Source organism: Shewanella piezotolerans WP3, assembly GCF_000014885.1.
GTDB lineage: Bacteria > Pseudomonadota > Gammaproteobacteria > Enterobacterales > Shewanellaceae > Shewanella > Shewanella piezotolerans.
Window position 1 is genome coordinate 4,981,397 of sequence record NC_011566.1, and the last position, 16,725, is coordinate 4,998,121.

13 protein-coding genes and 1 pseudogene are annotated in these 16,725 nt (G+C 43.6%); 9 read left to right on the top strand and 5 right to left on the bottom strand.

Going from position 1 to position 16,725, the window contains the following annotated elements; all coding sequences use genetic code 11:
• Positions 1 to 3: 3 nt before the first annotated feature.
• From aceE to ampD, 4 genes are all read right to left on the bottom strand, one after another.
• On the bottom strand, positions 4 to 2,667 hold the full coding sequence (gene aceE, locus SWP_RS21110; protein WP_020914713.1) for a pyruvate dehydrogenase (acetyl-transferring), homodimeric type: 2,664 nt from the start codon (positions 2,665 to 2,667) through the stop codon (positions 4 to 6).
• Between the two features lie 68 nt (positions 2,668 to 2,735).
• Positions 2,736 to 3,488 (bottom strand): pyruvate dehydrogenase complex transcriptional repressor PdhR, encoded by a 753-nt coding sequence (pdhR, locus tag SWP_RS21115; protein ID WP_020914714.1) that lies wholly within the window; start codon positions 3,486 to 3,488, stop codon positions 2,736 to 2,738.
• Between the two features lie 307 nt (positions 3,489 to 3,795).
• A complete protein-coding gene (gene ampE, locus SWP_RS21120) occupies positions 3,796 to 4,647 on the bottom strand; it encodes a beta-lactamase regulator AmpE (RefSeq protein ID WP_020914715.1) in 852 nt (283 codons plus the stop codon).
• A gap of 46 nt (positions 4,648 to 4,693) precedes the next feature.
• The gene (ampD, locus tag SWP_RS21125; protein ID WP_020914716.1) at positions 4,694 to 5,236 is read right to left on the bottom strand and encodes a 1,6-anhydro-N-acetylmuramyl-L-alanine amidase AmpD; all 543 of its coding nucleotides are present in this window, start codon (positions 5,234 to 5,236) and stop codon (positions 4,694 to 4,696) included.
• A 485-nt stretch (positions 5,237 to 5,721) separates the two neighbouring features.
• Here ampD and nadC point away from each other — a divergent pair, with 485 nt between their 5' ends.
• The 9 genes and pseudogenes from nadC to mutT all read left to right on the top strand — a co-directional run bounded on the left by nadC (position 5,722) and on the right by mutT (position 14,865).
• Positions 5,722 to 6,606, top strand: a complete 885-nt coding sequence (nadC, locus tag SWP_RS21130; RefSeq protein ID WP_020914717.1) for a carboxylating nicotinate-nucleotide diphosphorylase — start codon at positions 5,722 to 5,724, stop codon at positions 6,604 to 6,606.
• Between the two features lie 1,512 nt (positions 6,607 to 8,118).
• Positions 8,119 to 8,218 (top strand): annotated as a pseudogene (gene pilA5 / locus SWP_RS24855) (type IV narrow pilus major component PilA5); the annotation flags it as partial.
• A 410-nt stretch (positions 8,219 to 8,628) separates the two neighbouring features.
• On the top strand, positions 8,629 to 10,335 hold the full coding sequence (gene pilB, locus SWP_RS21140) for a type IV-A pilus assembly ATPase PilB (RefSeq protein ID WP_020914722.1): 1,707 nt from the start codon (positions 8,629 to 8,631) through the stop codon (positions 10,333 to 10,335).
• Positions 10,336 to 10,379: 44 nt separating this feature from the next.
• Positions 10,380 to 11,645, top strand: coding sequence for a type II secretion system F family protein (locus SWP_RS21145; RefSeq protein WP_020914723.1), 1,266 nt, complete (start codon positions 10,380 to 10,382; stop codon positions 11,643 to 11,645).
• 53 nt (positions 11,646 to 11,698) lie between these two features.
• The gene (locus tag SWP_RS21150; RefSeq protein ID WP_020914724.1) at positions 11,699 to 12,610 is read left to right on the top strand and encodes a prepilin peptidase; all 912 of its coding nucleotides are present in this window, start codon (positions 11,699 to 11,701) and stop codon (positions 12,608 to 12,610) included.
• 229 nt (positions 12,611 to 12,839) lie between these two features.
• Positions 12,840 to 13,445: a dephospho-CoA kinase gene (gene coaE / locus SWP_RS21155; protein WP_020914725.1), complete on the top strand. Its 606-nt coding sequence runs from the start codon at positions 12,840 to 12,842 to the stop codon at positions 13,443 to 13,445.
• Between the two features lie 8 nt (positions 13,446 to 13,453).
• Positions 13,454 to 14,188, top strand: a complete 735-nt coding sequence (gene zapD / locus SWP_RS21160; protein WP_020914726.1) for a cell division protein ZapD — start codon at positions 13,454 to 13,456, stop codon at positions 14,186 to 14,188.
• A 48-nt stretch (positions 14,189 to 14,236) separates the two neighbouring features.
• A complete protein-coding gene (gene yacG, locus SWP_RS21165) occupies positions 14,237 to 14,473 on the top strand; it encodes a DNA gyrase inhibitor YacG (protein WP_020914727.1) in 237 nt (78 codons plus the stop codon).
• Positions 14,470 to 14,865 (top strand): 8-oxo-dGTP diphosphatase MutT, encoded by a 396-nt coding sequence (mutT, locus tag SWP_RS21170; protein WP_020914728.1) that lies wholly within the window; start codon positions 14,470 to 14,472, stop codon positions 14,863 to 14,865. The genes yacG and mutT overlap by 4 nt, the downstream gene beginning before the upstream one ends.
• Positions 14,866 to 15,324: 459 nt before the next feature.
• Here the strand turns inward: mutT and SWP_RS21175 are convergent, their stop codons facing one another.
• The gene (locus SWP_RS21175; protein ID WP_228371173.1) at positions 15,325 to 16,722 is read right to left on the bottom strand and encodes a M16 family metallopeptidase; all 1,398 of its coding nucleotides are present in this window, start codon (positions 16,720 to 16,722) and stop codon (positions 15,325 to 15,327) included.
• Positions 16,723 to 16,725 lie beyond the last annotated feature (3 nt).

Below are 16,725 nucleotides of genomic sequence, written 5' to 3' on the forward strand. Positions count from 1 at the left end.
CTCTTACGCGTACTGTGGGTTGATCTTGTCAACGTCGATACCATACTCATTGATGGCTTTAGTTAGCACATCAACAGGCAGCTCGTTACGGTCAACAAGGGCTTTCAGAGAAGCAATTACAATAAACTTAGCGTCAACTTCAAAGTGATGACGTAGGTTTTCGCGACTATCACTGCGACCGAAACCATCAGTACCAAGAACTTTATAGTCTGTTGGTACGTAGGCACGTAGTTGCTCACCGTATATCTTCATGTAGTCTGTCGCCACAATCGCTGGTGCATCTTTCGAAAGCACTTCACTAATGTATGGCACTTTTGGTGTTTCAGTTGGGTGCAGCATGTTGTAACGCTCTGCAGCCTGACCATCACGGGTTAGCTCATTAAAACTAGTAACACTGAATACATCAGTGGTGATGCCAAAATCTTTTGATAGTGCAACCGCCGCTTTGCGAACTTGCTCTAAGATGGTGCCACTACCCATGAGTTGCACAGAACCTTTACCGCTACCTTGCAGGGTTTCAAGCTTGTAGATACCTTTAACGATACCTTCTTCAGCGCCTTCTGGCATTGCTGGCTGCTCGTAGTTCTCGTTCATCGTGGTTAGGTAGTAGAAAACATCTTCCTGCTCACCGTACATACGACGAATACCATCTTGTACTACCACTGCGATTTCGTAACCGTAAGTTGGATCGTACGAGATACAGTTTGGAATAGTGTTAGCCAATACATGACTGTGACCATCTTGATGCTGTAGACCTTCGCCGTTTAGGGTTGTACGACCTGAGGTACCACCAACCATGAAGCCACGTGCACGCATGTCACCTGCCGCCCAAGCCATGTCACCAATACGCTGGAAACCAAACATTGAGTAGTAGATATAGAACGGGATCATTGGGGTATCGTTAACTGAGTAACTCGTTGCCGCAGCAACCCAAGATGACATTGCACCTAGCTCGTTAATACCTTCTTGCAATACCTGACCACTTTTATCTTCGCGGTAGTAAGCCACTTGATCTGAATCTTGTGGTTCGTACTTTTGCCCTTCATGAGCGTAAATACCTACTTGGCGGAATAGACCTTCCATACCAAAGGTACGCGCTTCATCAGGAATAATCGGTACGATCTGCTTACCAATCTTCTTGTCTTTAAGCAATGCAGTCAAAATACGCACAAATGCCATAGTGCTTGAGATCTGACGACCGTTTGAGCCTTTAAGCACTGAGTCAAAGATCTTCAATGATGGCACTTCAAGCTCTTGCGAGAACTTCTCACGACGTGCAGGGATTGCACCGTGTAGCTCTGCGCGACGCGCTTTTAGATACTGAACTTCTTCAGAATCGGCACCTGGATGATAGAAAGGAATATCTTCTAGCTGATCATCACTGATTGGGATATTGAAACGGTCGCGGAAGTATTTAAGTGACTCAACACCCATCTTCTTCACGTTGTGAGCGATGTTCTTACCTTCGCCTGCGTCACCCATACCGTAACCTTTAACGGTTTTAGCTAGGATTACTGTTGGACGACCTTTAGTGTTTTTAGCATGCTGTAGCGCAGCAAAAATCTTAACTGGATCATGACCACCACGGTTTAGACGCCAGATGTCATCATCTGACATGTTAGCAACCATTTCGGCAGTTTCAGGGTACTTACCAAAGAAGTGCTCACGGGTGTACGCGCCACCTTTAGCTTTACAGTTCTGGTATTCACCATCAACGGTTTCTTCCATCAACTGCAGTAACTTACCGCTGGTATCGCGTGCAAGTAGTGGATCCCAGTAGCGACCCCAAATCACTTTAACCGCTTCCCAGCCAGCGCCGCGGAATTCGCCTTCAAGTTCTTGGATAATTTTACCGTTACCACGTACAGGACCATCAAGACGCTGCAGGTTACAGTTAACGATAAAGCATAAGTTATCTAGCTCTTCACGAGCAGCAAGACCGATAGCACCTAATGTTTCAGGCTCATCACACTCGCCGTCACCTAAGAAACAGTAAACCGTTTGCTCTGAGCAATCTTTCAGACCACGATCAGTAAGATACTTTAGGAAACGTGCTTGATAGATAGCTTGGATAGGACCAAGACCCATAGATACTGTCGGGAACTGCCAGTAATCAGGCATCAACTTAGGGTGCGGGTATGAAGACAAACCTTTGCCATCAACTTCTTGACGGAAACCATTCATCTGATCTTCACTAATGCGTCCTTCAAGGAAAGAGCGCGAGTAGATCCCCGGTGCAATATGTCCTTGGAAGTAAACCAAATCGCCGCCGTCTTTTTCATTTGGACCGCGGAAGAAGTGGTTAAAACAAACGTCATAAATAGTTGCACTCGATGCAAAGCTCGAGATGTGACCACCTAGCTCTAGATCTTTCTTAGAACCACGCAGAACCATCGCCAATGCATTCCAACGAACGATAGCGCGAATACGGCGCTCCATCTCTTGGTTGCCAGGCATATGAGGCTCTTGGCCTGAAGGAATAGTGTTCAAGTAAGCGGTTGTCGCTTTATAAGGTAGGTGAGTACCATTACGACGCGCTTTATCAATCAACTTCTCTAGTAGATAGTGCGCACGTTCAGGGCCTTCTTGCTCTAATACCGCTTGCAGTGAATCTACCCATTCCTGAGTTTCTAGTGGATCTAAATCTTGTAGCATATGTTCAGACATGACGCTGTCCTTCCCTATATACATTAATAATAAATGAAAAATATGGATAAAACGGTGTTGGCTTGTGCCTAATCACCGCTCTTTAAACGGCGCAGACTACGCTGCAACCGGCTATCTTCTTCCCTTACAGACAACATAACCTCTTCAATGTAACTTAAGTGTTCATTGGAGGCCTCTCTAGCTGCTTCAGGGTCACGGCGTACAATGGCAGCAAGCAGAGCTCGTCTGTGATCGTTTGCCATGGTAGAGGCTTCTTCGCGTCGGCTTAAAAGCTCTAAGTTCTGTGCCACGTTTTTATGCAGCACAGGAGATAAACTTAAAACAAGATGCAGCATCGCCACATTATGTGATGCTTCAGCCACTGCACGATAAAAACGTACAATGGCATTAGCTTGATTTTCAACACCCGTCGCCGCTTCCACTTCTAAAATGGTGCGCTTAATGTTTTGCATGTCGGCATCATTTCCACGAAGCGCGGCAAAATAGGCCATCATGCCTTCAGTCGCATGACGAAACTCAAGTAAGTCATACTGACTTTCAGAGTCTGAATGCATGAGTTCAACGATAGGGTCGGCAAGACTTTGCCAAAGTTGTTCTTTTACATAGGTACCGCCACCTTGGCGGCGCATCAACAAGCCTTTTGCTTCTAGCTTTTGAATCGCTTCACGCAGTGATGGGCGTGACACTTCAAACTGCAGCGCCAATTCACGCTCAGGCGGAAGCTTCTGTCCTGGTTGAATACTGCCTTCCAGAATCATCTGTTCCAACTGACCCATAATGACGTCAGATATTTTTGGCTGGTTTATTTTGCTATAAGCCATGTGGCCCTCAGCTCCTATTGTAAATTGGTCTTACCAATTTAATTGACTGAGCGCACTTTATCAAATCACACTTTAGATGTCTAGTTCGTGATCTGCATCATATCCATGCGCGATGTGTGAGCATAGCTGATTTTTTTCAACATGGGGTCAGACCAATGTTCCAATTGATATGTTTATCGTTGAAAAGTCTCTTAATACCAATCGGTATAAGCAGCCTGCATCAGTAACGATTAAAAATTCTAGCGATACAAAAAGAGGGTCGCTTATTCACAGCAGACCCCCACGTTTGGTTGAAGCCTTGGTGTGATTAACTCACCACGCCAAAAATTGTCATCAGCGACAGTACAGTAATCAGTAAAATAAAGTTACGCTTGCTCAGCTGTAAAAGTGCAATCGTAGACTGCACACACACTGGCGCAGAGGAAGCCTCAGGTAGCTCCTCCGCTTCAATAGCAACTGTAGTAATAATATCTCGAGCCTGTGCTTTAGGATTAAATGCTAAACCCATCCAAGATGAAATAGACTGCCTAAACTGACCACTTAGTACATAACCAAATGCAAAAATACGGCTTGGCAGCCAATCGAGTATAAATAACAGGGTATCAACCAAAGGTAGTGAAAGCTCGCGCTTACGATTGTCTTCACTATAAAAGCGCACTGTGCAATAAAGCACTGCACCAACAGGTCCGAGAATGATTAAGTACAAAGCAATTGCACCATAATAACGATAGTTGATCCAAGCAACGCTCTGACCCACATGCTCACCCAACTCCTGCTCGCTCACAGACTCAAGGCATTTACTTGAGTCCAACTCGGCAGCATAGTTAAAACATGCTTGAGAATCACCGCGACAAGCTGCCTGAATATAACGTTTAAAAGCTTGTCTTTGCTGGTTATGGCTAAAACACAAGACGGCAACTGCAACCCATAAAACTAAGCTTACAGCTCCCCAAACCATGCCAGATACAAACCAAGAGACGATATTTATCGACAGTGCAGGTAATAGTAGCGCTAACGCCATCATCAATGTTGATTGCACTTGTTTGTCACCAAATAGCGCCTGATGATACTTAGCTAACAGCACGTCAAATTGCCAAGCATCTGGCAATAAGCGCATGCGCTCAACGAAAATTGCGATTAATAACGAAAATAAAGCCATCGGTATTCCATCCCCTATCTTCTAACACAAAACAAGTTCAGCAGTGTTAAAGCAATCCTTTAAAGCGCTGCCAATCAAAACTATTACCAGGATCGGTTTTTCGTCCCGGTGCTATATCACAATGACCCACAATTCTGTCGGGCGTTAATGCCGGGTAATGAGCAATCAAAGTGCTGGTCAATTCAGCTAAGCGGGCATATTGCTCATCGGTGTAGTTAATATCATCAGTGCCTTCAAGCTCAACACCCAAGGCAAAATCATTACAACCCGTTCTACCATCAAAGACAGACACACCAGCATGCCAAGCTCTATCATCACACGACACATACTGCACCAGCTCGCCATCTCGTCGAATAAGAAAATGCGCCGAAACTTCTAAGCCATCCAAGTCTTTAAAGCTTGGGTCTGCAGTTATATCTAAACAACCTTGGAACAGCTGATCAATATAAGGTAGGCCAAAGCGACCCGCCGGCAAACTGATGTTATGCACAACTAACAAACTAACTTCATTTAACGGCCGCAAATTAAAATGGGGCGATAAACAAAAGCGCGCTTGAGTGAACCAACCATCAATCACAGTAAACGACAATTTAAGCCTATTAATCTATATAGATAGTACTTCCACTTTATCAGGTTTAACCCTATGAATATAGCCGATGTTTATACCCACTCTAGCTGAAGATGCAGGATTCAGTGGCAGTTTAATGGACTTTAATCACGGCATTGATTGCGACTAATGGTCATTCCCTTGGTAAAATCAATAACACTGAATAACGTCCATGCTATTTATAATAAGAAACGCCCATCAATGAAGGCTTTGTGTCAGCCCACTTCGTCGTTGCACTAACTTAAAAGGGAATAACCATTTCTACGTCAATGCGCCTAGAATTGAATTGGCACAATGCCTCTGAAACGAGCACCTTCAAATAGAACGGGGATAACCTATTTGGATCGTAAACAAGCCGATAGGTTTGAAACATTAAAACCGATAATACTAGCCTTTATGTTAAGATAAACTCCATATAAAATTACCCGTAAACTATTACGACTTAAAGTCAGTAAGGACAGCCCATCATGCTTGAAAATGACATTCGACTCTCAGTCAAAGCCGCACTTGACGAAGATTTAGGTCATCAAGATACTTACTCTTCGGTTTCACTGTCACAGCGCTGCGACGCGGATATCACCGCCCAGCTAATTCCAGCTGATAGAATCGCACAAGCAACATTAATCACCCGCGAAGAGGGCGTTTTTTGTGGCAAGGCATGGGCCGAACAAGTGTTTAATCAACTCGGTGGTGAAGTCGCGCTGCATTGGCATGTAGATGATGGTGACTTAGTGGTGCCGAATCAGCTGCTGTGTGAATTAGAAGGTCCTGCACGCGCAATTCTTACCGGCGAGCGCACTGCAATGAACTTCATCCAAACGCTTTCCGGCGTTGCCACGCTAACCAAACATTACGTTGACCGCTTATCAGGGACTCATACCCAACTGTTAGATACTCGCAAAACGATTCCAGGGCTGAGAACCGCACAAAAATATGCGGTAACTTGTGGTGGTGGCAAAAACCATCGCATCGGATTATTTGATGCATTCTTGATAAAAGAGAATCACATCATGGCTTGTGGCAGCATCGCCTTGGCGATTGCAGCCGCTCGAGCGCTACACGCAGACAAGCCAGTTGAGGTAGAGGTAGAAAGTATCGCAGAGCTGACCCAAGCACTTGATGCGCAGTCAGACATTGTGATGCTAGATAACTTTGATGTCACCATGATGCTGGACGCAGTAGGGCTCAATAAACAGTATAAAGCCAAAGGTATGGGCGTAAAGCTTGAAGTTTCCGGTGACGTCACCCTTGAAACGATTGCAGAGTTTGCAAAAACAGGCGTCGATTATATTTCAGTTGGTGCGTTGACTAAGCACGTGCGAGCACTAGATCTATCTTTAAGACTTAAATAGCCGTATTGAATAGCACTATTTTAGCAAAGGCTTTATTACTCATTTAAAGCTTTTGCTAACTCTTCTAACAAGTTTAACTTAGCTCTCAATAAAGACTTTCTATCACTGTTTATAATTCAACCAGCAAGTATTTTCTCATCGTAAATAAAGCTGATAGCTCAATTAATTTCCCTCTGCCAGTTAAACATTTATGCTATTGCCCATTAACCAGCAGCAATAGCAAATAGATACCGCTGGAATAACAACTAATTTAGAATAATTATCTGCATTTACAAATTATCACCGTATTTAATAAGCTCTCAAGCCAGCATGAAAGTCAGCTAACAGACAATGATTAGAAAGACCAAAAGCCAAATAGCCATACTGAGTACCAATATGTAGTTTGCCTTGGCACAGGCTTTGCTCTCTCAAGAAAGTTACTTGAATGTAAACAAATAGATCGCAACAGCAAGCAAAATCACCACGATTTAGCTTGCGCGAAACCAAGTTGGTAAACTATCAAAACCCTGCGTCGAAACGCATAAAAAACAACCAACGGCGGTACTTAGCAAAACTGTGCTCAAGTTAACAAAAACCGTAAAAAGCGAGCACAACATGCAAAATGTTCCATTATGTAGCTTTAGACAGCGCTAAACCATTTATTCATCTTTAAGCGCCTTAAAAATGACACTACAGCATTAATCGTCAATATCGCCCGTGGTGACAATATATTGCTAGAACTTTTTGACACTACAAACACGACTTTTAGATGAATTAGCCATTAGATTGCAACTTTGTGCTCATTAGCTATTCCAATTTATTTAACTTTGTACTAACTTTGCCTTTAGACGAGGCAATGACTAGATAGACTCGTGCTTTATGGTTATTAACTTGAGTTATTAATTGTGCAAAGCTAAGTCGATTTCAATTTGAGTTATAGCGTTAAATTTATTCAAGGCTATATCTAAAATGGGAATAACTGCTAAGTAAATATGTATGCTAAATAGCTAGTAGATATTTAACATATAATATGAGCTAAAAAAGGTTTAGCTATCTCTTCAGCTTTTACAAAAGAGAGCCCCAAAATATCTATCGATACGTTGGGACTAACTTTTCAAACTTCTTGAAGAGGTGGAATATTCAGCTAACGGCTGAGCTAAGGGTTAAGCTAACGGCCAAGCTAACTGTTGAAGTGGCTGTTGAACTAGCGGTTAAAATAGCTGTAGTGACGTAAATGCTAGACCTTGATATATAAAAAGTAACAACCAATTAAAAATTAAGATAGACACTGACACCTTAGGTCGCGCTAAGCGTCTTACCGGGTATAAGCAGCCACTTTAATGCTTCCCCGCTGACAATTAGCTTTGGATTTGGCGACATGCTAGCGCAGGAGCATCAAGCAAGGTTGAAGCACTATTAAACTAAGTAGTGGTATGTGCGTTAATATGTGACCTCAATAGATATAGGCGCATAGCACTCACTTGAAGCTTTCTAATGGAGATAGACATGAAAAACATGATGAACAAATCACAAATGAGCAAAGCTAAGGGCTTCACCCTAATCGAATTAATGATCGTAGTTGCGATTATCGGTATTTTGGCAGCGATTGCATTGCCTGCGTATAATGACTATGTTGAAAAAGGTAAAGTCAACTCTTGTCTAGCGGAAGCTAGTGCGCATACTAAAGCGGTTGCAGCTTCAACGATTGCGGGACTCACTCCGCCGACCTATGCGAAGGCAGCTTGTACTGGTGGCGAGAGTTCAAACGTTTTCTCTGTTACTGGTGTAACGCAGACAATTACTTGCGTAGCCTCAACAGCGTCTTGCAACTTGACATAATTCAGGCCGCCACTGAGTTGTAGACTCAGTGGCAGTTTTCTTATGATATAAGATAACCAATTACGAATAACATTCGAAGTTGGTTATCTAGAAGTAAAGTTATCAAGATGAAATCTTGCGTTTTTCCGTAGGATTCCCGAACTAATTATTGTTATTATCTATTATTAGAAGGCAAATATATAATAGCTGAAGTAAGGAATACTAATGCCTACCACAGGTCTTCATCTTGGCTTATCTACTCTTTTTATTCGCAAAAACCTACTTAGCGAAGAGCAAATATCATCAGCTATATCTATTTCTCGTAAAAAGCATACCTCGCTAGTCAGCACCATTATCCAGCAGCAGTTGATATCAGCTCGAACCATTGCCGAACTCTGCTATGAAGAATATGGTACTCCTCTACTCGATCTTAATGAGTTTGATGTTGCAGCCATTCCCGATGAATTTCTCAATAGAAAACTGATTGAGAAGCACAAATGTTTACCGTTATTTAAGCGTGGTAACCGCCTCTATATCGCCACCTCTGATCCCACTAATATCGCCGCTTTAGAGGATTTTCAATTCAGCGCGGGTTTGCACGCCGAAGCTATTCTAGTTGAAGATGATAAGCTCAGCAAAGCACTAGAGAGTGTACTTGAAGAGGATATTACATCACTTGACTTAAGCGCTATTGATGAAGAAGCCCTTGCAGGCATCGAAGTTACCGATACCGATAAACGCGATGAAGAACAAGGTGATGGAAAAGATGACGCGCCTATCGTCATTTACATCAATAAAATTCTTACTGATGCCATTCGCAAGGGTGCATCAGATCTGCACTTTGAGCCTTATGAGAAACGCTACCGCATTCGTTTTCGTATCGACGGTATCTTGCAAGAGGTTTCAGAGCCACCAGTCAACCTTTCTGGCCGTATTTCAGCCCGCTTAAAGGTAATGTCCAAACTTGATATAGCTGAGCGCCGAGTGCCGCAAGATGGTCGCATCAAGATGAAGATGTCGCGCACTAAATCTATCGATTTTCGTGTCAGCACTCTGCCCACTATTTGGGGTGAAAAAATAGTGATGCGTATTCTGGACTCCTCTTCGGCGCAGTTAGGTATCGAAAAGCTGGGTTATGAAGATGACCAAAGGCTGATGTACGAGGAGATGCTGGCCAAACCCCAAGGGATGATATTGGTTACTGGCCCTACCGGTTCTGGTAAAACAGTATCTCTCTATACAGGGTTAAATATCCTTAACACTGCTGAGCGCAATATCTCTACCGCCGAAGATCCGGTGGAGATCAACCTTGAAGGCGTTAACCAAGTTCATATTAACCTTAAAGCGGGGTTAACTTTTGCCTCTGCGCTGCGCTCATTCTTGCGTCAAGATCCTGATGTGGTGATGGTCGGTGAAATTCGAGACTTAGAAACCGCTGAGATTGCCATTAAGGCTGCGCAAACCGGTCATTTAGTACTATCGACCTTGCATACCAACTCCGCTGCTGAGACTTTAACACGTCTAATCAATATGGGCGTTCCAGGCTATAACATTGCCAGCTCGGTTAACCTAATTATTGCTCAGCGGCTATCAAGGCGCCTATGCCAACACTGTAAAACCCCTGAAGAGATCCCAACGGATGAACTACTGAAGCTTGGCTTTAGCCAAACACAAATAGATACAGATATTACCCCCTATAAACCAGTCGGCTGTGAACACTGCACTGCCGGTTATAAAGGCCGTGTCGGCATCTATGAAGTGATGAAGATGTCAGATGAGATCGCCCGCACCATTATGGAGGGAGGGAATTCATTGCAAATTCTTAAGCAGGCTAAATCGCAAGGGATGCGAGATCTGAGGGATTCAGGTCTGCTAAAGGTTACTCAAGGTGTAACTAGTATTGCCGAGATTAATCGTGTTACCAGCTTTTAATCAAAAATGATTGTCGACCTAAAACAATAAGATAGAAGGCACCAATGGCTACAGCAAGCAGTCAATTATCAAAAAAGAGAGGCGCGCAAAAAAGCCAGCCAAAAGTTGTCACATACTCCTGGAAAGGGGTTAACCGCGATGGCCGTCGCACCTCCGGCGAACTTAGAGGAGTGTCTAGCGCTGAAATTAGGGCGCAACTGAAAGCCCAAGGCGTCATCCCCAAAAATGTTCGCAAAAAGTCTGCACCACTGTTTAAATCTGAGAAAAAAATCAAGCCCATGGATATCGCCATGGTTACCCGCCAGGTAGCTACCATGTTGGCTGCTGGCGTGCCAATTGTAACTACTCTTGAGTTACTCGGGAAAGGCCATGAGAAGCCTAAAATGCGCGAGTTGTTAGCAACTATCGTCAATGATGTGCAATCAGGCATTCCATTGTCAGAGGCGCTTCGTCCCCACAGACTCTACTTTGATGAACTGTATGTTGACTTAGTGGCCGCAGGTGAGCACTCCGGCAGTCTAGATGCAGTATTTGATCGTATTGCCACCTACCGTGAAAAATCAGAAGCGCTTAAATCAAAAATCAAAAAGGCGATGTTTTATCCAGCTTCAGTAGTTATTGTTGCTGTTATTGTAACTGCCTTATTACTGCTCTTTGTTGTACCGCAGTTTGAAACTATATTTCAGGGCTTTGGTGCCGAATTGCCTGCTTTTACTCAAATTGTCGTCAACTTATCTCGTTGGCTTCAATCCTCTTGGTATATTTTTGTTATAGCCATTATTGCTGCTGTTTGGGGCTTTAGGCGAGCGCACCGTAACTCTCAGCTATTTCGCGATAAAATTGATGAAATTATCTTAAAGATCCCTTTAATTGGTGAAATTTTACATAAAGGCGCCATGGCAAAATTTGCCCGCACCTTAGCAACCACCTTTGCCGCGGGTGTGCCACTGATTGATGGCTTAGAGTCTGCCGCCGGCGCCTCAGGTAATGCAGTGTATAAAAAAGCTGTACTGAATATTCGCACCGAAGTGATGTCGGGCATGCAGATGAATGTCGCTATGCGCACCACAGGACTGTTTCCTGATATGATGATCCAGATGGTGATGATTGGTGAAGAATCAGGCTCATTGGATAGCATGCTCAACAAAGTGGCCAATATTTACGAAATGCAGGTGGATGACGCAGTAGATGGCTTATCAAGCCTAATTGAACCTATTATGATGGTAGTTATTGGCACTGTAGTTGGTGGCCTTATTGTAGCTATGTACTTACCGATTTTCCAATTAGGTAATGTAGTGGGCGGAGGCTAGACTCCTTTAGACTTTATAAAATAGAATTTAAAAAAATAATAGATTGAAAAATAATGACTGAATTAATTACCGTTTTTAACCAGAACCTTTGGCTCTTTGTCTCCCTTAGCTTTGTTTTTGCTGCAGTTATTGGCAGCTTTTTGAATGTGGTGGTGCACCGCTTACCGGTGATGATGAAAAGAGACTGGCAGCAAGAGTGCAACCACTATTTAGCTGAGTATAAAAAACCAGTATTTGAGCAAAATGAAAAAGCACTTACTGCACCAATCGATGAGTTTCCTGAAAAGTATAACTTAGTGGTACCAGGCTCTGCCTGCCCTAAGTGTAAAACCAATATCAAACCGATACATAACTTGCCGATTATTGGCTGGCTAATGCTACGCGGCAAATGCGCCGCTTGTAAAAACCCAATATCGGCGCGCTATCCAATAGTAGAGCTTATCACTGGCGCGTTAGTGGCTTTTCTTGCTTGGCATTTTGGCCCGACTGCAGAGTTTGTCTTCAGTACTATTTTGACCTTTGCTTTAGTGGTGCTCACTGGCATAGATCTCGATGAGATGTTATTGCCCGATCAAATTACTTTGCCACTTTTATGGTTAGGGCTAATCTTAAACCTAAGTGGTACTTTTGTGTCGATGTCAGACGCGATAGTGGGCGCTGCCGCGGGTTACTTAAGCCTTTGGAGCGTGTTCTGGGCATTTAAGCTGCTAACCGGTAAGGAAGGCATGGGCTATGGTGATTTTAAGTTGCTAGCTGTATTTGGCGCCTGGTTTGGCTGGCAAGTATTACCCTTGGTGATTCTACTGTCTTCACTGGTCGGCGCAATTGTTGGCATTAGCTTAATTGCATTTAAAAAGCTTAACCAAGGTAACCCTATTCCTTTTGGTCCCTATATCGCCGCTGCTGGCTGGATTGCCATGATATGGGGCGAGTCGATCACCCAATGGTATATATCAACGCTTTGACTTTAGGAGCTAGGCTCGAGTATTCGAGGTACTATGTACTATCAAAGACGGTAAAGTCTTAAGCGCACTGCCTAGGACTGGTGACTTCGTCACTACGGAACGCTTCGCTTACGCTGAAAACTAGAACAGCGACGGCATAAATGCCGACCTACTGTAAAAGAAGGTGCTGGCGAAGGTCCTAGTACATAGGATCTTCTAAGCTTTTAGAATTAATTAATTTTGAGGGGCTATGGCTGACTTTATTGTAGGCTTAACGGGCGGGATCGGCAGCGGAAAAACCACCGTAGCCAACCTTTTTGCAGATCTTGGCGTAGTGTTAGTCGATGCCGACATCGTCGCCCGCGAAGTGGTGAGCCCGGGTTCAGAAGGCTTAGCGGCTATCGTTAAACATTTCGGCGCAGACATCCTGCTCAGCGATGGAAATTTAGATCGCTCAAAACTCAGGGAGCGTATCTTTGACAACGATGAAGAACGTTTATGGTTGAATGGGTTACTGCACCCATTGATTAGAGAAACTATGCTGAAGAAATGTAAAGAAGCTCAATCAAATTATGTAATTATGGTTGTACCCTTGCTATTTGAGAATGGGTTAGATAGGTTAGTACAACGTACGCTTTTGGTGGATATTTCACCACAGCTACAACAACAAAGAACAATGGCAAGAGATGATGTCTCCGCCAAGCAAGTCCAAAATATAATAGGCAGTCAGGCCACAAGAGCCGAGAAACTGTCAAAAGCTGATGATGTCATAGACAATCAAGGAGAGATATCGGCGTTAAAGTGCAAGGTAGACGCACTAAATTCACTTTATTTGAAGATATGCGGTAATACTTAAGCAACGCCATGACTGATTTAATCTATGAACAACCGCTCAATGAAAAAATACGTAGCTATTTAAGGCTAGAGTATTTGGCTGAGCAATTGCAGGCTAATTTAGATCACGATCACCAGCATCGCTGTTTTTACCCATTATTTTCCCTATGTGAACTCACTGAGCGCTGCGATTATCGTGGTGAAGTGTTGAAAGATTTAGACAGACAGCTATTTGCACTGTCTAAATGGCAATCTCTCCCCGCAATTAATAGCGAGGAAGTTGAAGCTTATATCGCCAAGCTCAGTGTTGCTAGAGAAGTACTACAAGTATCTGAACGTCCAGGCCAACAGATAAAACAGGACCGCTTTCTTGCAGCCCTTAGGCAGCGCTTTAATATGCCTGGAGCAAGTTGTAATTTTGACCTACCACAGCTGCATTTTTGGCTAGCTAAATCATGGGAAGTTCGCCAAGCAGAGTATCAAGAGTGGATGAGCCAATTCGCCTGCCTACTATCGCCAATTAACTTACTACTCGACTTAACCCGCCAAACTACAGAATACAACCAACTACAAGCAACTGCAGGTTTCTATCAAGGCGATAGTGAACAAGCGTTATCACTCATCAGAGTTAAACTTGCTGCCGAACAAGGTTGCTACCCTACAATTAGCGGCCATAAAAATCGATACGCTATCCACTTTGTACAGTTCGATAAGCAGAAACATTCAGACCAATCGATTCAGTTTGAGTTGGCAACCTGCCCTTAAAAACGCTAATATCGTGCCACTATCACTCAAGCACTAGCTAAATCAATTATGCCTCTAACCGTAAAATGTCCAACCTGCCAAACCGAAGTCACTTGGGATGAAACCTCTAAATTTAAGCCTTTTTGTAGTGACCGCTGCAAGTTAATTGATCTTGGTGATTGGGCTGCAGAGAAGAATGCCATTCCAGTTAAACCTGAGTTCGATCCAGAGATGTTAGATCAACTCGGTTATGATGAAGCGGACTTTTTTATGGATGACGGCTCTATGGATGATAAAAAGCAGTGAACAAACAAGTCCATGTTGCAGTAGGTGTTATTGAAAACAGTACACAACAAATTCTACTCGCAAAACGCCATGCACACCTGCACCAAGGCGATAAGTGGGAGTTTCCAGGTGGCAAGGTGGAAGTCGGAGAAACAACCTCGCAAGCGCTAATCAGGGAGCTTAAAGAGGAGGTTGACCTTCACGTTGAAATGACTACGCCCATGATGGAGATCCACCATGATTATGGTGACAAAAAAGTGATGCTTGATATTCACTGGGTTAGAGATTTCTCAGGTACAGCTCAGGGGCTAGAGGGGCAGGCAGTTAAGTGGGTCGCTAAACAAGATTTGGTTAACTTTGAGTTTCCAGCAGCCAATAAAGCGATAGTCGATAAGATCTTAGCAACGATTTAATGTGATTAGATTATTGTTCCAGAGATAAAGCCCTAAGCTAGCCATCCATGGGCTTATGGCATAAATGTTCCAGACATAAAGCCTTAAGCTAGCCATCCATGGGCTTATGGCATAAATGTTCCAGACATAAAAGCCGCGAATTATCGCGGCTTTTGCTATCTGAACGAGCGAAACTCACCCATTTACTTTTATACCAATTGCACTAAGCATTTGGCCAGTTCAGAGCCACTCAGTCTTTTCAATTCAAAGCGCATTGGTAAAGAAATGGTTATTCCCTTTTAAGCCAATGCAAAGCAGAAGTGGAAAGACTGAGAGCCTCACGTAGTGCGTGTTTCAAAACGCTGTATGCTTCGCTATGGGGTTTGGATATAGAATAACTATTAGCTCAAATCCCACTACTTGCCTACAGCGTTTTGAATTCCCGCTGAATGGTCAAACTTTTAATGCAATTGGTATTACTTATCCACCAAAGCCCACATCTTTAATATCGACCTGCTTAACGCTACCGTACTGCTTAGCAATTGGTGCTATTTTGGCGGCGTTACCGATAATCACAAACTGTAAGTTATCTTTCGGAAAATAAGTGTCGATTAAACGCTTCGACTCTTGCAATGTTAAGCCATCAACTTTGGCTTGAAACTCATTGATAAACGCATCATCAAAGCCATATAGGTACATATCAGACATCAAGCCCGCAAGCTGACCACTGGTTTCATACTTCGGTGGAAACTGGCCTTTAACGTAAGCTTTTGCTGAATCCAGAGTCTTTTGATCTAAACCTTGTTCCCATAGACGATCATAGGTTTTAAGTGCTAAGTCGATGGTCTCTTTAGTCGTCGCAGTCTTAGTAAAGGTACTAATTCTAAATGTGCCAGCAGCAGAGTATGCGCTAAACCCTGAACGTGCGCCGTAAGTTAATCCCGCATTAACCCTTAACTCATCATTGAGCCATGAAGTAAAACGCCCGCCCAAGATGGTGTTAACCACTGTTAAACCAACAAAGTCAGGGTTGTCGCGACTAATCCCCATACCGCCAACTAAAAAGGTAGTTTCAACAGCATCACCTTTATCAACTAACAACACCTTGTTAGCATCAAGCTTTGGTAAACCTTGTTTAAGATCTAATGGAGAAATGGTTTCACTGCCTTTCCAGCTGGCAAACAGCTGCTGTAACTTAGCCTTCATCTTAGCAGCATCAAAATCACCGACAACACTGATAGCCGTGTTCGATGGCTGGTAGTAACTCTTATGAAAAGCTCGCAGCTGCGACACGTTCAATTCAGCCAACGACTTACTATTACCCGATGTCGCATTACCATACGGATGATCAGCAAAAATGAGTTTGTCATAGTAGCGACTAATCACTGCTCTTGGACTCTCTTTCGATTGCCCTAGACCCGCAATCTCACGTTGACGTAATTTGTCGAACTCTGCAGCATCAAAGTCTGGCGATAACAACACACTCTGGATCAGTGGCAACATGACATCAGCATCTTTCGCCATAAAGTTGGCACTTAAATAGCTCCCCTCTTTACCTGCTCCGCTTGAAAGGCTAGCGCCTAGAAAGTCTACTTCTTGTTCTATTTCTAGCTTAGTTTTACCTGCTGCTCCCAGCATTAAACTCGCTGCGGTGACTTGCGCCACCCCCGAAGTTGTATCGTTTACGGCTCCAGCTCTGACCGTGGCATTAACCGTAATAAGGGGCACTTCTGTTTGCGGCATCAGATAAATCGTCAGGCCGTTATCAAGTGTTAATTGCTGATATGCTGGCACACTAAAGCTACCCGTATCTACGGGAGTGCTTTGAATGTCTGTGGCAGCACAACCCGTAAGTGTTATCGAGCTAGCCATCGCCATTGC